The sequence below is a fragment of the Buchnera aphidicola (Myzocallis carpini) genome (assembly GCF_964059025.1).
GTDB classification, from domain to species: Bacteria; Pseudomonadota; Gammaproteobacteria; order Enterobacterales; family Enterobacteriaceae; genus Buchnera_L; species Buchnera_L aphidicola_AK.
On record NZ_OZ060376.1, the window covers coordinates 181,454 to 202,058 of the forward strand.

Annotated in this window: 15 protein-coding genes, 3 tRNA genes and 1 rRNA gene; 16 read left to right on the forward strand and 3 right to left on the reverse strand. The window is 23.9% G+C overall.

Annotated features, from left to right (window positions below; all coding sequences use genetic code 11):
- The first annotated feature begins 41 nt into the window (after positions 1–41).
- The 5 genes from pyrH to dnaE all read left to right on the forward strand — a co-directional run bounded on the left by pyrH (position 42) and on the right by dnaE (position 7,988).
- Complete coding sequence (pyrH, locus tag AB4W53_RS00815; RefSeq protein ID WP_367672122.1) at positions 42–767, forward strand: UMP kinase; 726 nt, start codon at positions 42–44, stop codon at positions 765–767.
- 58 nt (positions 768–825) lie between these two features.
- Entirely contained in the window at positions 826–1,383 is a 558-nt protein-coding gene (gene frr, locus AB4W53_RS00820; protein ID WP_367672065.1) for a ribosome recycling factor, read from the forward strand.
- Between the two features lie 145 nt (positions 1,384–1,528).
- A complete protein-coding gene (gene bamA / locus AB4W53_RS00825) occupies positions 1,529–3,955 on the forward strand; it encodes an outer membrane protein assembly factor BamA (protein ID WP_367672067.1) in 2,427 nt (808 codons plus the stop codon).
- A 33-nt stretch (positions 3,956–3,988) separates the two neighbouring features.
- Complete coding sequence (gene fabZ / locus AB4W53_RS00830; protein WP_367672069.1) at positions 3,989–4,450, forward strand: 3-hydroxyacyl-ACP dehydratase FabZ; 462 nt, start codon at positions 3,989–3,991, stop codon at positions 4,448–4,450.
- Positions 4,451–4,496: 46 nt separating this feature from the next.
- On the forward strand, positions 4,497–7,988 hold the full coding sequence (dnaE, locus tag AB4W53_RS00835) for a DNA polymerase III subunit alpha (RefSeq protein ID WP_367672071.1): 3,492 nt from the start codon (positions 4,497–4,499) through the stop codon (positions 7,986–7,988).
- Positions 7,989–7,991: 3 nt separating this feature from the next.
- Here the strand turns inward: dnaE and AB4W53_RS00840 are convergent, their stop codons facing one another.
- Entirely contained in the window at positions 7,992–9,698 is a 1,707-nt protein-coding gene (locus tag AB4W53_RS00840) for a proline--tRNA ligase (RefSeq protein WP_367672073.1), read from the reverse strand.
- A gap of 377 nt (positions 9,699–10,075) precedes the next feature.
- Between AB4W53_RS00840 and AB4W53_RS00845 the strand changes: the two genes are divergently transcribed.
- Together AB4W53_RS00845 and flhA are read left to right on the forward strand one after the other, a co-directional pair.
- Positions 10,076–10,951 carry an EscU/YscU/HrcU family type III secretion system export apparatus switch protein gene (locus tag AB4W53_RS00845; protein WP_367672075.1) on the forward strand — a complete coding sequence of 292 codons (876 nt, stop codon included), beginning with the start codon at positions 10,076–10,078 and terminating at the stop codon, positions 10,949–10,951.
- Between the two features lie 13 nt (positions 10,952–10,964).
- Complete coding sequence (flhA, locus tag AB4W53_RS00850) at positions 10,965–13,043, forward strand: flagellar biosynthesis protein FlhA (protein ID WP_367672077.1); 2,079 nt, start codon at positions 10,965–10,967, stop codon at positions 13,041–13,043.
- Between the two features lie 22 nt (positions 13,044–13,065).
- On the opposite strand, the gene argS is transcribed toward flhA, so the two are convergent.
- On the reverse strand, positions 13,066–14,799 hold the full coding sequence (gene argS, locus AB4W53_RS00855; protein WP_367672079.1) for an arginine--tRNA ligase: 1,734 nt from the start codon (positions 14,797–14,799) through the stop codon (positions 13,066–13,068).
- 402 nt (positions 14,800–15,201) lie between these two features.
- On the opposite strand from argS, the gene AB4W53_RS00860 reads away from it, so the two are divergent.
- The 9 genes from AB4W53_RS00860 to tadA all read left to right on the forward strand — a co-directional run bounded on the left by AB4W53_RS00860 (position 15,202) and on the right by tadA (position 20,179).
- Positions 15,202–16,755: ribosomal RNA gene (locus AB4W53_RS00860) — 16S ribosomal RNA — on the forward strand.
- Between the two features lie 57 nt (positions 16,756–16,812).
- Positions 16,813–16,886: transfer RNA gene (locus AB4W53_RS00865), tRNA-Ile, on the forward strand.
- A gap of 10 nt (positions 16,887–16,896) precedes the next feature.
- Positions 16,897–16,969, forward strand: a tRNA-Ala gene (locus AB4W53_RS00870).
- A 141-nt stretch (positions 16,970–17,110) separates the two neighbouring features.
- The gene (gene dnaQ, locus AB4W53_RS00875; protein WP_367672081.1) at positions 17,111–17,842 is read left to right on the forward strand and encodes a DNA polymerase III subunit epsilon; all 732 of its coding nucleotides are present in this window, start codon (positions 17,111–17,113) and stop codon (positions 17,840–17,842) included.
- 50 nt (positions 17,843–17,892) lie between these two features.
- A tRNA-Asp gene (locus AB4W53_RS00880) sits at positions 17,893–17,966 on the forward strand.
- A gap of 150 nt (positions 17,967–18,116) precedes the next feature.
- Positions 18,117–18,587, forward strand: a complete 471-nt coding sequence (gene gpt, locus AB4W53_RS00885; RefSeq protein ID WP_367672083.1) for a xanthine phosphoribosyltransferase — start codon at positions 18,117–18,119, stop codon at positions 18,585–18,587.
- Positions 18,588–18,664: 77 nt separating this feature from the next.
- Complete coding sequence (locus tag AB4W53_RS00890; RefSeq protein ID WP_367672085.1) at positions 18,665–19,129, forward strand: nucleotide exchange factor GrpE; 465 nt, start codon at positions 18,665–18,667, stop codon at positions 19,127–19,129.
- A gap of 69 nt (positions 19,130–19,198) precedes the next feature.
- Entirely contained in the window at positions 19,199–19,672 is a 474-nt protein-coding gene (smpB, locus tag AB4W53_RS00895) for an SsrA-binding protein SmpB (RefSeq protein ID WP_367672087.1), read from the forward strand.
- A 33-nt stretch (positions 19,673–19,705) separates the two neighbouring features.
- Positions 19,706–20,179, forward strand: a complete 474-nt coding sequence (gene tadA / locus AB4W53_RS00900) for a tRNA adenosine(34) deaminase TadA (protein WP_367672089.1) — start codon at positions 19,706–19,708, stop codon at positions 20,177–20,179.
- Positions 20,180–20,215: 36 nt separating this feature from the next.
- Here the strand turns inward: tadA and acpS are convergent, their stop codons facing one another.
- On the reverse strand, positions 20,216–20,593 hold the full coding sequence (acpS, locus tag AB4W53_RS00905; protein ID WP_367672090.1) for a holo-ACP synthase: 378 nt from the start codon (positions 20,591–20,593) through the stop codon (positions 20,216–20,218).
- Positions 20,594–20,605: the final 12 nt, after the last annotated feature.

A 20,605-nucleotide genomic window follows, 5' to 3' on the forward strand; every position in this document is an offset into this window, starting at 1 on the left:
TTAAAATACATGTTATAATGCTTATATATTTTATAATCATGATTGCAAACTGTATGAAATTTATATATAAACGTATTTTACTCAAAATGAGCGGAGAAGTAATAAAAGGGGTTGATAAAGTTAATTTTAAAAACTGTTTAATTTATAATATTGTGAAAGAAATACGATTTTTAGTTAAAAATGGTATTGAAATTAGTTTAGTAATTGGTGGTGGTAATTTATTTCGAGGATCTTTTTTATCAAAATTAGGTATAAATAGGGTTTCTTCTGATTATATAGGTATGTTATCTACAATAATTAATGGTTTATTTCTTAAGGATATTTTTGAACGATATAATATTCCTGTATGTTTAATGTCTTCTATTACTATAGATAATGTATGTAAAAAATATAATTTAGAAAAAGCTATGAAATTATTATCTAATTCAGTAGTGATAATTTTTTGTGGTGGTATGGGTAATCCCTTTTTTACCACAGATTCTGCTGCATGTGTAAGAGCTATTGAAACTAACTCGGATATTATCTTCAAAGGTACTAAAGTGAATGGAATATATTCTCAAGATCCCAATAAATATCCTGATGCTTTTTTTTATAAAAAATTAAATTACCAAGATGTTTTACAAAAAGAATTTAAAGTGATGGATTTAACAGCTTTTATTTTAGCAAGAGATTATAATATTCCTGTTCATATTTTTAATATTTATCATAATAATATTCTTTCTCGTATCTTACAAGGTAACACAGAAGGAACTTTAATTACTAGTTGATGAGATATTTATACTGATAGTTTTTACAATTTTTTAATTATTTATGTAGAGAATATATATGAATACTATTTTAATACAGGATTTGAAGGTTCGTATGGAAAAATCCTTACAATCTTTTCAAAACATCATTTATAGTTTTCGAACTGGAAGGGCATCTCCCAATTTATTAGATAATATTGCAATAGATTATTTTGGTAAAAAAATGCCATTAAAAAAAATATCTAATATAACTGTTGAAAATTCTAATACTTTAAAGATTAGCGTATTTGATTATTCTATTATTCGTGATATCGAAAATTCCATTTTGAATTCCAAATTAGAAATTTCGCCACTAGTACAAGGTAATATAATTAAAATTATTTTACCTTCTTTAACAGAAGATAGAAGAAAAAATTTGTTTAAATTAGTACGTTCTGAAGCTGAAAAAACACGTGTTAATATGCGTAATATTCGACGTAATGCAAATGAAAGATTAAAAAAATATATTAAAGAAAAAACTATTAATAATGATACAGAGCATAGTATGCAACATACAATACAAAAAATAACAGATGATTACATTAAAAAGATCAATGATATACTTTTACATAAAGAAAAAGAAATTATGCAATTTTAATTTTGAATAATTTATAAAAATTTTTTATTTTATATCATTTGGGTAAAATATTACTTAGTGTTTTTATAGTTATTGTAATTGTGAGTAATTTTTGTAATTAATATTGTTAATGTTCATTATTTTAGATTTGAGATATATAATATATATGTTAATCATACGGTGTATTTTATTACTTTTTTTTCTTTTTTATAGCAACATTTGTTTTGCTAGTACAGACATATATATTAAAAAAATAAATATTCTAGGTTTACATCATATGTCTCAATTACATATTTTAGATGATTGCAAGATTTATTATGGACATTTAGTGGCTTATGATAGTATTAAAAAAAATATCTTAAAATTATATAAAACTGGTTTTTTTAATCATATTACTCTTTTACAAAAAAGAAACAAAATAATTATTTTATTTGAAGAAAAATATATTCTGAAAAATATTACTATTATTGGAAATAGAAAATTTAAAAAAAAAATTATATTAGATACTTTAAGATCTTTTGGTATTAGAAATGATAATTTTACAGAAAAAAAAAAATTATTTAAATTACAAAATATAATTAAAAAATTATATAATAATATTGAAATGTATAATACAAAAATTAATATTCATTTTTGTTTTATAAAAAAAAAATACATTTTTTTAAAAATCAATATTATTGAAGGAAGAAAATTTTTATTTCGAGATATTAATGTTTCTGGAAATAAATTTTTTTCTTATAAAAAAATTATTTCTTTTTTAAATTTTTATCCAGATTTATTTCAAAAATTTATTTTTCATCATAAAAAATATAATAATGTAAATTTTAAAAAACATTTAATATATTTAAAAAATTTATATTATACAAATGGATATATTAGTTTTTTAGTAAAAAATATTCAGTTTTCCATTTTGAAACATAAAAAATATTTTTTAATATTTTTAAATATATTTGAAGGTTTACAGTATACACTTTCTTCTATAGTTCTTGATGGTAATTTTGGTAGATACCAAATAGATATTCAAAAAATCATCCATAATTCGAATTTACACCAAAAATACGATGTAAATCAAATACTATTATTGCAAAAGAAAATAGAAAATTTTTTTGAAAATATAGGTTTTTTACAATGTAAAATTTTTTTAAAACCATTAATATTAAATATTAATAGTAGAAAAATTATTTTACATATTTATATTGATCTACAAAATAGATTTTTAATTAAAAAAATTGTGATCAATGGTAATAAAATAATTCACAATATAGATTTACATGGTGCTATGAAAAAAATTTTCGTTGGATCGTATGTAAATTTAAATATCATACAAGAAAGTAAAAAAAATATACGAAAAATAAATTACATTGATAATGTAGATATTAAAATTATTAAAGATGATATAATTGGTAGTGATGTAAAGATTATCTATACTATTCGTGAAAAAAATCCAAATACTTTAAATATAAATTGTGGATATAGTACATTTAGTGGTTTAAATATACGTTTTCAATTAGATCATGATTATTGGATGGGATACAATATAAAATCTGTAATGCATATTATCCATAATAATTATCATAATTATATTGATTTATTATACAAATACCAAGTTTTTTTACATAATGTTATTTTTAGTAATCGAATTTTCTATAATTATGTACAAAATAATATAAAAAATATTTTATTTTATAAAAACAAAAATTATGGATTAGAAGAAAATATAAAATGCACTTTTTCGGAATATCAACATGTAAAATTAATTTTTGGATATATTGTAAATAATATTTTAAATTTGAACAATGAGATTACATTATGGAAACATATTAAATTTCTCGAAAATAATATTCATGATTGTATTTTAGATTATAAAAAAAATTCGAACATTATGATTACATATATATGGAAATATAATAGTATTTTAGAAACTAATTTTCCTGATGCAGGAGTAAAATCGGTTCTTAATGTAAAATTTTCTTTACCTGGTGGATTTAATAATTTTTACAAAATATCATTTTCTTTTGAAAAATATTTATCTCTTTTAAAATCGTTTAAGTATGTTTTACACACTTTTTTGAATATGGGTTTTGGAAGTAATTTTCATAGAAACGATTTTCCTTTTTATGAAAATTTTTCTTTTCATGAAAATAATAATGTTCGTGGTTTTATGAATAATAGTATTGGTCCACGATGTATTAATTATAATGGTATGAATATAAATAAAAAATCTATAATCTTAGAATCTAATTCTTTGAAATCTAATTATTCTATTGGAGGGAATATTTTTATTCTCAGTAAATTAGATTTAATAATACCGAATTTTTTTCTTTTAAATAAATATTATGACCATTATTTTGAAACCTCTTTATTTTTAGATTTTGGAAATTTATGGGATACCTTTTGGAAAAATACTATACGAAATGTATCTTATAAGATACATAATTATAATAATCCATATAATATGAATATTTCTACAGGTGTTCAAATAAAATGGATATCTCCTGTTGGACCAATCTCTTTATCTTATTCTTTTCCAGTATTATATACGAATAAAAATTCTTTAGAACCTTTACAATTTAATATGAATTATCATTGGTAGTATATTGTTAATAAAATATAAGGTTAATTTGTTTTGAAAAGACCATTTTTAAATTTTAATTTGCATAGTATTTTAAATTTAATACCTCATAGATACCCTTTTTTATTAATTGATAGAATTCTGTCTTATAAAAATCAAAATAGTATTCGAGTTTTAAAAAATATCAGTCTCAATGATCCATTATTACAAGGTCATTTTCCGTCAAAATTTATTTTCCCTGGAGTATTAACCATAGAATCTATATCACAATCTGCAATAGCTTTATCATTGTTAAATCACCCAGAACATAATCATGCTCATGGTATTTATTGTATTATCGGTATTGAAAAAACAAGATTTAAAAAATTTATTATACCTGGTGATCAATTGATAATTACAGTCACAATCAAAAAAGAATATAAAAATTTATTTTTTTTTAAAGGTTATGTTCATGTGAATAATGATCTTGTTTGTTATACAAATATTATATGTAAGTATGTTGTAAATATATTATAAATTTAGTGCACGATATTATTATGAATATTTTGAAAGAATTTTAAATATGATGCAACCAAATTTTATACATTTATCTATTCGTAGTGATTATTCTATTATTAGTGGTTTAAATAAACCAAAAGCATTGATTAAACAATCTTATTTATATAACATGCCAGCATTAGGTATAACTGATTATGGAAATTTGTATGGAGTAATTAAATTTTATAAATATTCTATGAAATTTGGAATTAAACCAATTTTTGGAATAAAAATTAAAGTACAATTTTTATTTTCTACTTTTTTAAGTGAAATTAATATTTTAGCAACTAACGATATTGGATATAAAAATTTAATAATATTAGTTTCAAAAGCTCGTACGAAAAAAAATGATACATTTTTTTTAAAAGATGATATTGTAATTACTCAAGATTGTTTAGTAAAATATAGAACAGGTCTTATTATTCTTTCTGGTGGTTTTAATGGTGATTTTGGAAAAAATATTATTTATAAAAACTATGAAATTATTGATCATTTTATATCTTTTTATAATCAATATTTTAAGAATTCGTATTATTTTGAAATTCATAGAACAAGTAGAATGTATGAAGAAATATATATACAATATGTTATCAAGCTATCTAAAATTTATAAAATTCCTATCGTTGCCACTAATGATGTTTGTTTTATAAATAAAAAAGATTTTTATGTTCATAAAATTAAAGTATCCATTTATCAAGGTGTTTCAATTAATTCTGAAAAGTTTTATTATCAATATAGTCAAGAGCAGTATTTTAAAACTGAAAAAGAGATGTTAGATTTATTTTTTGATATTCCATCAGCTTTAAAAAATACTATAGAAATTGCAAAACGTTGTAATATTAGTATATCTACAGGAAATTACTTTATTCCAAAATTTTGTACAAATTCTATAGATATAAAAGATTTTTTAATTACTAAAAGTGTTCAAGGAATGCAAATTCGTTTGAAAGAATTATATCAAAATCCTCAAGAGAGAAAAAAAATTTATAAAAAATATCAAGAAAGGTTATCTTTAGAATTAAATATTATTAATAAAATGAATTTTCCGAGTTATTTTTTAATTGTAATGGAATTTATTCAATGGGCTAAAAAAAATGATATTCCTGTTGGTCCGGGAAGAGGTTCTGGAGCTGGTTCTTTGGTAGCTTATTCTTTAGGAATTACAGAATTAGATCCTTTATCTTTTGATTTATTGTTTGAACGATTCTTAAATCCAGATAGAACATCTATGCCGGATTTTGACATTGATTTTTGCATGGAAAAAAGAGATTTAGTTATTGAGCATGTTGCGAGTGTTTATGGAAAAGATAAAGTATCTCAAATTATTACTTTTGGAACTATGTCTGCTAGATCTGTGATTAGAGATGTTGGAAGATCCTTAGGATATCCATATGGTTTTGTGAACAAAATTTCTCAATTAATACCATTAGATATTGGTATTACATTAGAAAAATCTTTATCGAAAGAATTTGATTTGATTAAATTATATAAAAAAGATGTAGAGGTAAAAAAAATTATTGATATATCTAAAAAATTAGAAGGTGTGATTAGAAATACAGGGAAACATGCTGGAGGTATTGTCATTGCTCCAAATAAATTAACTAATTTTACACCTTTACAACGCGATGATAATGATATTTTTGTTACGCAATTCGATAAAAATGATATTGACTATGTTGGATTATTAAAATTTGATTTTTTAGGATTACGAACATTAACAATTATTCATTCATCTTTAAACATGATTAATAAGTATTTGCATCGCAATAATCAAAAAAGGATTTTTTTAAATCAAATACCATTCAATGATACCAAAAGTTTTACTTTGTTAAAGACTGCGAAAACTATTGCAGTATTTCAATTAGAATCTGAAGGGATGAGAGATTTAATTTTACGTTTGCAACCGGATTGTTTTGAAGATATTATTGCTTTAATCGCTCTTTTTAGACCGGGCCCTTTGCAATCAGGTATGGTAGATAATTTTATTAATCGTAAACATGGTAAAGAAATTATCTCTTATCCTGATCCAAAATGGCAGCATATATCTTTAAAACCTATTTTAGAATCTACATATGGTATTATTTTATATCAAGAACAAGTAATGAAAATTGCACAAGTATTATCTGGTTATACATTATCTAAAGCAGATATTTTGCAACGTGCAATGTCTAAAAAAAATTTCAAAGAAATGTCTAAACAACGTACATTTTTTCAAAATTCTGCTAAAAAAAAAGGTATTTCTACAGTATTATCAAGTAAAATTTTTGATTTATTGGAAAAGTTTTCGGGTTATGGGTTTAATAAATCACATTCTGTTGCTTATGCATTAATATCATATCAAACATTGTGGATGAAAGCAAATTATCCAGAAGAATTTCTTGCTGCTGTTATGAATTCTGATATTGATAATACTGATAAAATTAAAGTTTTAATTAAAGAATGTTTAGATATGAAAATTATTATTGTTCCTCCTAATATTAATATTAGTCATTATTCTTTTAGGGTGAATATTAATAGAGAAATTATTTACGGTTTAGGAGCTATCAAAGGTTTAGGAAAATCTGTTATAAGTACTATTATAAAAATTAAAAAAAAAATAAAAAAATTTAGTAGTTTATTTGAATTTTGTATGCATATTCCTCCTAAATATATTAATAAACGTGTTTTAGAAAAACTGATTTATTCAGGATCTTTTGATTCTTTCAATATCCCAAGGTCATTTTTAATATCTTTAATTCCTAAAGCAATTAAATTATCTATTCAATATTTACAATCAAAAAATATTTCTCAATTAATTTTGTTACAGCCAATAGAATATGAAAAAACTTTTTTATATAATCAATTAAAAGATTATTCTTACTCTACATTTTTAAGTATGGAAATTTTAAATCATGAAAAAGATGTTTTAGGGTTTTATTTGACTCGGAATCCTCTTGAAGAATATTTAAATGAATTGAAAAATTATACGAATGGAATCAGAATTAAAAATATTGATATATATCAAAAGTCTAAATTAATAAATATTTTTGGAATTGTATCCTCCATACATTATAAAATGACTAAAAACAATCAAAAAATATTATTTTTACAATTAATAGATGGAATATATCATATTGAAGTAACGATTTTTCATAAATTAATTATTTTAAATAAAAATATTTTGATCAAGGATAATATATTAATTGTTTCTGGACATGCAATTTTAAATAAATTTAATAAAAAATTAAAATTTATTGCACATGGTATTACAGATATTCATACTTCGCGTAATAAATACATAAAAAAAATCATTTTATTCATTAAAGATAAATTGAATTATAAAAAAATTTTTAATGATATTAAAAATATTATTTATCCATTTTTAGGTGGTAAAATTGAATTATATGTTTGTTATAAAAAAAAAAATATAAATTATAAATTTCAGTTACATAATCGATGGAATATTTATTTGGATCAAAAGGTGATAAATAGATTAAAGAATTTATTAGGTCCAGAGTATGTATTATTAAAATGTTAAATATTATTCACTTTTTATATTTTTTAATTTTTGTATTATAATATTAATAATATTGTTCATATTGATAATTTTTTTTTTGTATAAATATTTTCTTTCTTGATATTCGACAGTGTTATTATTAATTGTATTTTGATTAATAATAATAATATTTGGAATTCCTAATAAATTTGCATCATTAAATAGAATTCCTATTCTTTCTTCTCTATCTTCTAGTAGTACTTCAAGATTATATTGTCTACATTGTTTATACAAAGATTCTGATATTTTTTTTATTTTTTTGCATTGATGGAAATTGATGGGTATAATTAATACTTCAAAAGGAGCAATATTACTTGGCCATATGATACCCTTGTGATCGTGATTTTGTTCAATAATTGCTGATACTAATCTTGTGATACCAATTCCGTAGCATCCCATATGTATAAATTTTTGTTCTCCATGAATATTATTTATTTTTGTATTACTATCCCTAGAATATTTTTGTCCGATTTGAAAAATATGACCTATTTCAATACAATGTGCTATTTTTTTTGTATTATAAGAATTTTTAGTATCAATAATACTGTATATTTGAGAGTATTGAAAATTTTGACTAAGTATTATATTAGTAAAAAAGATATTATTAATAATAACCATTGGGATAATTTCTTTTAAATATACTACATTGGGATCTGTAATCAATGGTATTATTAGGTTAATACTATTATTGTTATTAATTATTTTTTTTATTTCTGTACTATTTGCAAAAAAAATTTTTTTTTTGTTTAAATGAAATATATTAATTTTATTGATTTTTTTAATATTTAACGTATTTTCTCCTTTAATTATAAGTCCTATAAACTGATATTTCTTTCTAAGTAATATTTTTATAATAAAAATTTTTATAATTTTTTTTTTCATTGTATAAAATATTTTTTGTAATTCTTTTTCATTTTTATTATAAAGAATATTTTCTGATATATAATGTTGTACATTTCTTACATATTTAATATTTTCAGCATATATACAAAAATTATTTTTACATTTTATTTTATTATTATGAATAATAATTTGATCTTCTCCATTTTTGGATAGTGATTGAAATTCATGTGAATATTTTCCACCCATAATACCAGATTCTGCTTTTACTGGATAAAATATTAAATTCATTTTTTTAAAAATATTTATATATGTTTGATACATTTGAAAATATGTATTGTTGAGAGAATTAATATTTTCATGAAAGGAATATGCATCTTTCATAATAAATTCACGTGCTCGTATAGTTCCTGATCTTGGTCTTCTTTCATCACGAAATTTTTTTTGTATTTGGTATAATATTATTGGTAATTTTTTGTATGATTTGATTTCATTTTTTATAAAATCTGTTGCCATTTCTTCATAAGTAGGACTTAATATAAAACGATTATTGTTTCTATCGTATAATTGAATGAGCTCTTTTCCGTATTTTTTTAAACGGTTACTTTTTTTCCATAAAATGTCTGTTTGCATAATTGGGAAAGATACTTCTATTGCTCCCAACTTATTCATTTCATACCGTATAATATTATTAATTTTTTTTAATACTCTTAATCCACTCGGTAACCATGTATATAATCCGACAGCCGATTTTCTAATGATTCCTGCTCTTAACATTAATTGGTAACTAATAGAATCAGTATTATGTGGTATTTCTTTAATTGTATATAATAAATATTTACTTGTACGCATATAATATTTTTCGTTGTTAATGGATATGAATAGTATTTTTATATGATCAATAACAATTGTTATTATGAATTCTTTTATAATATATACTATATTTTTATTATTTAGAATATATCGGACATATTAAGTATTATTGTGAATAAATATTCTTTTCAAGAAAGAACAGAAGAACCAACGTATTATAAAATTCAGAAAGCAAAAAATATTGGTTGTAATAATTATTTTCAGGAATTTATTTTTTTTATTATTTTAAATATCATTGTGATATCATTATATTTTTTGAAATATAGGATTATATCTTTTTTAATTAAAATTATGTATTGTAGTTTTATGTTTGATAGATCTATTTTTCGAAATAATCTATTTTTTTTACATTATATATGTCGGGATTTAAAAATAATTTTTTTTTTTTTGTATTTTTTATACTATTGATGATAGTAATATTTACTATTCAGTGGTTATTTTATGGGATAATATTAAATTTTTCGTTAGTTAAATTGAATATATTCAATATCAATTTCAAAATTTTGAAAAATATCTTTTCTTTTCAATTTTATTTTCAAATATTTAGTTTCTTTTTAAAAATATTTGTAATATTTTTAATAATTACAATATATTTTAAATTATTTTTTTTAAAAATTATCCATTTAACTACGTGCTCCATGATATCATGCTTAAAATTAGGTATACATTTGATTTATTTTTTTTTAATTTTTATATTAATTGGATTAATTCCAATAGTTTTTTTTGAAGTATTTTATAAAACCTTTTATTATTATAAAAATTTACAAATGAGTTATCAAGAATTACAAGATGAATATAAAGAAACTGAAGGGTATCATTGTATTAAAAAATTTATTAGAAAAAAAAATAAAATCTCTAACCATATGTTTTTATTTTCTAATACTTCTACATCCAGTATAGTCATTACAAATACAATATCTTATTCTATTGCAATACAATATGATGTTCAAAACATTTATTTTCCTAAAATATTGGAAAAAGGGTTTGGAACATTATCGTATAAAATACAAGAATTAGCACGTAAATATAATATTTTAGTATTGCACGATGCAGAGTTAGCAAATATATTATATAAATATGGTACAAGAGGTCAGTGTGTTCCAAATATGTTATTGAATGTCATGTCTGAGGTATTAATATGGATGCGTAGGTTAGAGAAATGGAAAAAATATGGTGGAAAATTTCCTGAAAGAATTAAAAAATCATTTATATCACCTAAATTAAAATTTTAATATGAGTATTGTTATGTTGAATGTTGTTCATATATATCGATTTTTACTATTTTTCAAACAAATAAAGTGGAAAGGATTAGTGGGACCTATTATAATTTTAATGATTCTTGCTATGATGATTCTTCCTTTGCCTGCTTTTATTTTAGATATTTTTTTTACTTTTAATATTTCCATTTCTATTATGGTACTTTTAGTATCCATGTTTACACGTAATATATTAGAGTTTTCAGCATTTCCAACAGTTTTGTTATTTTCTACTTTATTACGATTATCTTTAAATATTGCTTCCACAAGAATTATTTTACTAAAAGGACATATGGGTCCTTTTTCTGCAGGTAGGGTAGTAGAAGCTTTTGGACATTTTTTAGTTGGAGGAGATTTTGCAATTGGAATTATAGTATTTTTTATACTAGTTATTATTAATTTTATGGTAATTACAAAAGGTGCTGGTCGTATTGCGGAAGTTGGTGCTAGATTTGCTTTAGATGGTATGCCTGGAAAACAAATGGCGATTGATTCTGATTTAAATGTTGGTATTATTGGCGAAAAACAAGCAAAAATTCGTAGAATGGAAATTACACAAGAAGCAGATTTTTATGGTGCTATGGATGGAGCTAGTAAATTTGTTAGAGGAGATGCGATTTCTGGTATTGTAATTATGATAATTAATATTTTGGGTGGTTTAGTGGTTGGAGTTATTCAACACCATATGACATTATCAGAAGCGGGAAAAATTTATACTCTGTTAACTATTGGAGATGGTTTAGTCGCACAAATTCCAGCTTTAGTGATCTCAACAGCTGCAGGAGTTATTGTAACTCGTGTTAGTAGTAATCAAGATGTTGGCGAACAAATGATTAATCAAATATTTTATAATCCCAAAGTAATTTTTTTTAGTAGCCTAGTATTGGGTATACTAGGTATAGTACCTGGTATGCCCAATGTTATTTTTTTTCCATTTACATTAATATTAATGATGATTGCATATTTTTTACATCTTTCTCAAGAAAAAAATAAACTTTTTAAAAAAAATCAACATTTTTGTAAAAAAAAAATAATATATAATGTATCCTGGGATAATGTGGTATTAGAAGATCCTATGAGAGTAGAATTAGGATATTCTTTATTCTCTATGACAAAAATTCAAAATGATAGTAATCTACTTTTTCAAATTTCTGAAATTCGAAAAGAAATTGCTAAAAAAATTGGATTTTTACCTCCTATGATACACGTTAAATACAATAATTATTTATCTGCATTAGAATATCGTATTTTTATTAAAGGAGTAGAACATGGAAGAGGAACAATTGTTGTTAATAATTTAATAGCTATTAATAAAAAAAATATTCTTGACACTTTATCAGGAATTAAAGTGGTTGATCCAATATTTGGATATCCTGCATTTTGGATTGATATAAAATATAAAAATCAAGCTCAACACAAAAAATATCATGTTATACATGCTGATTTAGTAATTAAAGAACATTTAATAAATATTATTTCTTTAAATTTAAAAGATTTGTTTAGTCGTCAAGAAGCTCAGCAATTATTAAATTATATATCTTTGAAAATTCCTAAATTACCTGAAGAATTAATTCCTAATATTATTAGTTTAACATGTTTACATAAAGTTTTGCAAAATTTATTATTTGAAAATATCCCAATTCGTGATATATGTACCATATTAGAAACCCTTATAGAATATGGTATACAGTATCAAAATCCTAATGAATTAACTAGTTTTGTGCGATTATCTTTACATAAATTAATTACACAAACTTTTTTTTCTTCTAAAAAAGTAGTTTATGTAATTGGTTTAGAAAAAAAATTAGAGTATTTACTATTACAAATTATTCAATCTGGAAAAGATACCCTGAATACACAATTACATAAGTTATTTATAGATAATACTAATATAGCTATTCAAAATCAAATATCTATTAATGCTCCGTTAATTATAATAGTAAAACATGAAGTACGATTTTTAGTATCATCACTTTTACGAAAATATTTTTTACAATTAATTGTTTTATCTGATTTAGAAATTACAAATAATGTTAATATTATTTTTAAAAATATTATTAAAATGTAATTTTTTATATTATAAAAATTTTTTACATGTGTTTTACAGTCTGTATTCCTAACAATTGTAGTCCTTTTTTAATTATTCTAGACGTTAAAAAAGATAATTTCAATCTACTATTTTTGATTTTAATTTTTTTTGCATATAATATAGGATATTTTTCATAGAATACAGAGAATAAAGAACATACTTGAAATAAGTACAAACATAAAATATGTGGTGTTCCTTGTTTTTCTATTTTTTTTATAACTTCTTCAAATTCTAATAATTTAATACATAAATTAATTTCAATTTTTTTATTTAATATTATTGGAGATTTTATATGGCATATTTTTATTTTTGATTTTTTAAATATAGAATATATTCTAGTATATGTATATTGTATATATAATGCTGTATTGCTATTAAAAGAAAGTATTTTTTCCCAATTAAATATATAATTTTTTTTTCTATTTTTAGATAAATCAAAATATTTTATTGCACTAATTCCGATAATTCTTGACAAATAGATTATTTTTTTTTTTCTAAAATTTTTATTTTTTTCTTTTATAATGATTTCTGCTTTTTTAATTGCTTCCTTTATTAAAGAATGTAATTTAATTAATTTTCCATCCCTAGTTTTAAATGGTTTATTATTTTTTGATAATATCATTCCAAATGTGTGGTGTTCTAAATCAAATTCCTGAGGTATATATTGCGCTTTTTTAGCAATGATACTGACTTGTGTTAAATGTTGTTTTTGTCTAATATCTGTATAATAAATAATTCTATTTGCCTTCAATACATTAATACGATATTTTAAACATGCTAAATCAATTGTGGAATATAAAAATCGGTGATCTTGTTTTTGTAAAATAACTCCCATTGGTTTTCCATCTTTATTTTGGATTTCATCTAAATATACAAGGGTATCTCCTTTATACTGTGAGGTAATTTTTTTCTTTTTTAAATCTAAAAGAATTTTTGGAAGCATATTGACATAAAAACTTTCTCCAATAATATTATTATTATTTAATTTGATATTTAATAATTTGTAAATTACATTATTTTCTTGAATAGTAATATTAACAATTTTTTTCCATATTTTAGTATACGTGGTATGGTAATTTTGTAAATCTATAAAGTATTTATCTGATTGTTTTTTAAAACTATCATCAGTATCATATAATTTTTTAGATTCCTGATAAAATTTCTCTATTTCTTGTAAAGTAATATTTACTTTAGAAAATTTAATTTTTTTTTTTTTTATTAAAGCAATCAACATTCCAAATTGAATACCCCAATCTCCAATATGATTTACTCTAGTGATATTATTTCCACAAAATTCTATGATTCTTGCCATGGAGTCACCTATCACAGTTGATCTTAAGTGTCCAACATGCATTTCTTTAGCCATATTTGGAGATGAATAATCTATAATAACATTTTGGGGGTTTTTTTTAGATATTCCTAATCTTTTACAATGTATGATTGTTTCTGTTATTTTGGATATCCAGAATGTATTTAAAAATATGTTAATAAATCCAGGTTCAGAGTATTTAATCTTTTTATATCTTTTATTATTTTGTAGACCAAAAATAATTTTTTTTGATATTTCTAATGTTTTTATTTGTAATATTTTAGAAATTGTGATAATTCCATTTATTTGGTAATGTCCAATTTTTGATTTAGTAGTTAAATTAATATGATTAATATAATTAATTGAAATATTATTTTTTAATATTATTTTTTTTAAGTCTTTTAGTAAAACTTTTTTAATATCCATATTATATTGCTTAGTATGCTATATTTTATAAGAAGTAGAATATACTTAATAAGTATATATAATTGTGTTAATATATTATTTATAATAATATGCGTATATTAGAAAATTTACTCTAAAACATTATTTTTGTATGAAATACGTAGTATGAATTTTTCCTTTATTTTAAAAAATTGTATCTAATAAAAAATATTTTGATTTATATTCAATAATTAGTTGACTTTTTTCTGTAATCATGTAGTATATATATATAGATAAGTTTTATATGCTCTTTAAAAATTAATCAAATAATCTGTGTGGGCACTAAAAATTAAATGCAAATATTCTTTTATTAATTTTCAATTTAAGAATATCTTTTTAAAATATTTCCGTTATTACTTTAATTTATGTTAAAGTAGTAGCATTTAATTGAAGAGTTTGATCATGGCTCAGATTGAACGCTGGCGGCAAGCCTAACACATGCAAGTCGAGCGGCAGCGAAAGAAAGTTTACTTTCTTGTCGGCGAGCGGCAAACGGGTGAGTAATATCTGGGGATCTACCTAGAAGAGGGGGATAACTATTGGAAACGATAGCTAATACCGCATAATGTTGAGAAACCAAAGTAGGGGACTTTATTTATTTAAGCCTTACGTTTTTAGATGAACCCAGATGAGATTAGCTTGATGGTAGGGTAATGGCTTACCAAGGCAATGATCTCTAGCTGGTCTGAGAGGACAACCAGCCACACTGGAACTGAGACACGGTCCAGACTCCTACGGGAGGCAGCAGTGGGGAATCTTGCACAATGGGCGAAAGCCTGATGCAGCTATGCCGCGTGTATGAAGAAGGCCTTAGGGTTGTAAAGTACTTTCGTCAGGAAAGAAAGAAAAATAACTAATAATTATTTTTTGTGACGTTACCTGAAGAAGAAGCACCGGCTAACTCCGTGCCAGCAGCCGCGGTAATACGGAGGGTGCAAGCGTTAATCAGAATTACTGGGCGTAAAGAGCGCGTAGGCGGTTCTTTAAGTTAGATGTGAAATCCCTGGGCTTAACCTAGGAACTGCATTTAAAACTAATGAGCTAGAGTATCGTAGAGGGAGGTAGAATTCCAGGTGTAGCGGTGAAATGCGTAGATATCTGGAGGAATACCTGTGGCGAAAGCGACCTCCTGGACGAATACTGACGCTGAGGTGCGAAAGCATGGGTAGCAAACAGGATTAGATACCCTGGTAGTCCATGCCGTAAACGATGTCGACTTGGAGGCTGTTTCCTTGAGAAATGGCTTCCGAAGCTAACGCATTAAGTCGACCGCCTGGGAAGTACGGTCGCAAGGCTAAAACTCAAATGAATTGACGGGGGCCCGCACAAGCGGTGGAGCATGTGGTTTAATTCGATGCAACGCGAAAAACCTTACCTGGTCTTGACATCCATAGAATTTCTTAGAAATAAGAAAGTGCCTTTTAGGAGCTATGAGACAGGTGCTGCATGGCTGTCGTCAGCTCGTGTTGTGAAATGTTGGGTTAAGTCCCGCAACGAGCGCAACCCTTATCCTTTTTTGCCATCGGTTCGGCCGGGAACTAAAAGGAGACTGCCGGTTATAAACTGGAGGAAGGTGGGGACGACGTCAAGTCATCATGGCCCTTACGACCAGGGCTACACACGTGCTACAATGGTATATACAAAGAGAAGCAAATCTGCGAAGGTAAGCGAATCTCATAAAGTGTATCTTAGTTCGGACTGGAGTCTGCAACTCGACTCCACGAAGTAGGAATCGCTAGTAATCGTGAATCAGAATGTCACGGTGAATACGTTCCCGGGCCTTGTACACACCGCCCGTCACACCATGGAAGTGAGTTGCAAAAGAAGTAAGTTGTTTAACCTTGAAAGAGGAGGGCGCTTACCACTTTGTGGTTCATAACTGGGGTGAAGTCGTAACAAGGTAACTGTAGGGGAACCTGCGGTTGGATCACCTCCTTATAATATAGGCATTTTAATTTTAAAGTGCCCACACAGATTATTTGATAAAATTTTTATAGGCTTGTAGCTCAGTTGGTTAGAGCGCACCCCTGATAAGGGTGAGGTCGGTGGTTCAAGTCCACTCAAGCCTATTTTCCATCTGGGGCTATAGCTCAGCTGGGAGAGCGCCTGCCTTGCACGCAGGAGGTCAGCGGTTCAATCCCGCTTAGCTCCAATATTTATAAAAATACCTATAATATTATAAATTATTATTATTGCAAATATAGTTTCATTTTTTCATTTAAATCATTTTACCAATATTTTTATAAAATGTTTTTATCTTAAAAAAATGATATAATTAAAATTTATAATATCTATGTTTAATATTCAAAAAAAAAAATCTTCCAGAATGATTGCTTTAGATATCGAAACAACAGGCATGAATAAGTTGGGTTTAATATTTTCAGGACATCGAGTGATTGAAATTGGTGCTGTTGAAATTATTAATAGAAAATTCACCGGAAATGATTTTCACGTATACATTAACCCTAATCGATCCATAGATCCTGAAGCATTTAATATTCATGGAATTTCTGAAACATTCCTTTCTGACAAACCCAACTTCTCTAAAATTTATGAAAATTTTCTAGAATATATTGAAAATTCTGATATTATTGTGCATAATGCAAATTTTGATATTCAATTTTTAGAATACGAAATTCAAATAATAAATCCAAATATCGTTAAAATTTCTAAAATAAATAAGATTATTGATACACTGAATATAGCAAGATCTATTTTTCCGGGGAAAAAAAATAATTTAAATGCACTATGTGAACGTTATAATATCAATATCTCTCATAGGGATTTACATAATGCAATAATAGATGCGAAACTTTTATCTGAATTATATTTAAGAATGACCCGAGTTCAAAAAAAAATTAATCTTATACAAGAAAAAATACAACAAACGTCCCATAAAGAATCTTTTTTACAAAAAAATGATCTTATAGTCTTGTATGCTTCCGAAAAAGAAAATATCATGCATGCAAAATATTTAAGAAAAATGAAAGAAAATCATTCTTGTTTGTGGATTACGAAAAAATAAAAATTTATCATTCATGATTTTATAAAATTATTTGTTTCAATATGTATTTTGGTGCGGTAGTTCAGTTGGTTAGAATACCGGCCTGTCACGCCGGGGGTCACGGGTTCGAGACCCGTCCGCACCGCACATATAAATCTTTTATATATTCTTACCTTCAAATAAAACATTTAATGTAAAATGAAAATATTGAAATTTAATAATATTTTTTAGTTGCATTATTTTCTTTTTTATTATATATTTGATATTATTAATCTTATATTTGTTGTGGTACCTTATGTATAAAAAACATATTGTGACATGGGATATGTTACAGATTTATACTAAAAAATTAGCTTCTAAAATATATTCAATAAAAAAGTGGAAGGGAATTATTGGAGTAAGTAGAGGTGGACTTATTCCTGCAACTTTATTAGCCCGAGAACTAAGTATTAGATATGTCGATACTCTTTGTATATGTAGCTATAACGATTATTATCTTCAAAACATTAAAGTATTAAAGAAACCTGAATATAGTACAGATGATATATTAATTGTAGATGATTTAGTGGATACCGGAGGAACAGCAAAAATTATTAGAAAAATGTATCCCAGTACATATTTTGTAACGATTTTCGCAAAACCTAAAGAAAAAAGATTAGTTGATAATTATATGATTGATATTCCACAAAACATATGGGTTGAACAGCCATGGGATATGACATTATCTTATTCTAAACCTTTAATAAAAGAACCTAAAATTAAATAAAATAAAGGGTTTTTTATTATAAAATATATTATCTTATATATATTATTAAAATAGTTAACGAAATAGTTTGACTTACTATGATCAATAAAATTAAAATAATAAAAAATTTAATATCAGATGAGAAGAAAGAAATATTATTTATTAATAAATTATCTGATAAGAACATGGATATTTATTTAAAAAGAATAGAAAAGGATATTTATATTTTTCATAAATATTCTTTATCTAAAATAATATCATCTATTCTTCCTGATATTGACAATATAGAAAAATCAATAGCGTTATCGAAATTAGACAAAAAATTTCAATTGATTTATATAGAATTAAAAAATATCTTAAAATTGGTAATGAATGTATTAAATAAATATCATGTAACTACTATTTATAATACCAATGTTCTTTTAGACCCCAGTATACATCAAGCAATTTCTGTATCGTCTTCTACAACGATTCAGAAGAATTATATCATAGAAGTAATGCAAAAGGGATATAAGTTATATAAAAGAGTTTTAAGGCCTGCTATGGTAATAGTATCACAATAAAACTATATTATTAGTTTTGAATGAAACTATAAGTTATTTTGAAAAATATAAAATGTATTTTTATAAAACATGAAAAAAAATAAAAAAAAAAGAAATAATATTATTACCAATAAAAAGGCATATTACAATTTTTTTATTGAAAAAACTATAGAGTCTGGATTAATTTTACGAGGATGGGAAGTAAAATCGATAAGATTAAAAAAAATAAATATTACAAATAGTTATTTATCTTTTAGAAATAACGAAATATATTTAATTGGTATAAATATTGAGCCGTTTTTAAAATCTAATATTTATACCGATTATCAAAAAAATAGACCCATCAAAGTTTTATTAAATAAAAGAGAAATAAATTTCTTATATGGAAAATTTAAAACCATTGGATATAGTTTAATTGCTACTTCTTTATATTGGAAAGAAGCATGGTGTAAATTAGAAATCGGAATAGCAAAAGGGAAACAAAAAAAAGATAAAAGAACAACTATTAAAAACAGAGAATGGGAAAGAAAAAAAAGTAAATTATTCAAAAGAATATTAACATAAGTATAAATAATAGTATAATATAATATTGAATATATGAAAACTACAGATTCTTCTCAAGATATCATATGGATGCAACATGCATTATTATTAGCTGAAAAAGCAAAAAGTATTGGAGAAGTACCTGTAGGAGCAGTATTAATTTTTGATAATCGTATTATTAGTACTGGATTTAATTGTTCAATATCATACCATGATCCAACAGCTCATGCAGAAATCATTGCTTTAAGAAAAGCAAGCAAAATATTAAAAAATTATAGAATACCTAATACTACATTATATGTTACCTTAGAACCCTGCCTAATGTGTTTAGGAGCAATTATTAATAGCCGTATTACACGGCTAGTTTTAGGAACTCAACATAAAAATAAAAAAGAACAACAATATAGCACAAATAGTATTTTTTTAAGTCTTAAAAAAAAAATAAAAATTAAAGAATTAATATCTGTTAAAAACTGCACTTATCTTATAAAATCCTTCTTTAAAAATAAAAGAATCTTAAAAAATTGATCTTTTATCTGAAATATTTATTATTTAATATCAAATTTATTCAATAATAACCATTGATACAATATATTCTTTTTCATCAGTAGTACTTACATGTATTTTCTTAATATTAGTAATGAAGTATTTATAATGTTTTACATTAATAAATTTTATTTTAGGTTTTCCAGATTTATTATGTATTAATAAAATATTTTTAAAATTAATTTTATTATTCCAACCTGTACCTAAAGCTTTTAGTACTGCTTCTTTTATTGAAAAAATTTTTGCCAAAAAATTGATTTTATGATGATGATGTCGAAAATTTAACCATTCTATTTTTGATAAAATTTTTTTTGCAAATTTTACATGAAATTTATTAAATATTTTTTTAATTCTTGATATTTTAATAATATCGATTCCGATTCCAATAATTGACATATATTTTTAAAT

What these genes read in the sequence shown, in the direction of transcription:
- acpS (WP_367672090.1), bottom strand. Translation starts at nt 20,593, where the DNA reads ATGTCAATTATTGGAATCGGAATCGATATTATTAAAATATCAAGAATT.
- argS (WP_367672079.1), bottom strand. Translation starts at nt 14,799, where the DNA reads ATGGATATTAAAAAAGTTTTACTAAAAGACTTAAAAAAAATAATATTA.
- smpB (WP_367672087.1), top strand. Translation starts at nt 19,199, where the DNA reads ATGAAAAAAAATAAAAAAAAAAGAAATAATATTATTACCAATAAAAAG.
- dnaQ (WP_367672081.1), top strand. Translation starts at nt 17,111, where the DNA reads ATGTTTAATATTCAAAAAAAAAAATCTTCCAGAATGATTGCTTTAGAT.
- AB4W53_RS00890 (WP_367672085.1), top strand. Translation starts at nt 18,665, where the DNA reads ATGATCAATAAAATTAAAATAATAAAAAATTTAATATCAGATGAGAAG.
- tadA (WP_367672089.1), top strand. Translation starts at nt 19,706, where the DNA reads ATGAAAACTACAGATTCTTCTCAAGATATCATATGGATGCAACATGCA.
- flhA (WP_367672077.1), top strand. Translation starts at nt 10,965, where the DNA reads ATGTTGAATGTTGTTCATATATATCGATTTTTACTATTTTTCAAACAA.
- AB4W53_RS00845 (WP_367672075.1), top strand. Translation starts at nt 10,076, where the DNA reads ATGTCGGGATTTAAAAATAATTTTTTTTTTTTTGTATTTTTTATACTA.
- frr (WP_367672065.1), top strand. Translation starts at nt 826, where the DNA reads ATGAATACTATTTTAATACAGGATTTGAAGGTTCGTATGGAAAAATCC.
- bamA (WP_367672067.1), top strand. Translation starts at nt 1,529, where the DNA reads ATGTTAATCATACGGTGTATTTTATTACTTTTTTTTCTTTTTTATAGC.
- AB4W53_RS00840 (WP_367672073.1), bottom strand. Translation starts at nt 9,698, where the DNA reads ATGCGTACAAGTAAATATTTATTATATACAATTAAAGAAATACCACAT.
- dnaE (WP_367672071.1), top strand. Translation starts at nt 4,497, where the DNA reads ATGATGCAACCAAATTTTATACATTTATCTATTCGTAGTGATTATTCT.
- gpt (WP_367672083.1), top strand. Translation starts at nt 18,117, where the DNA reads ATGTATAAAAAACATATTGTGACATGGGATATGTTACAGATTTATACT.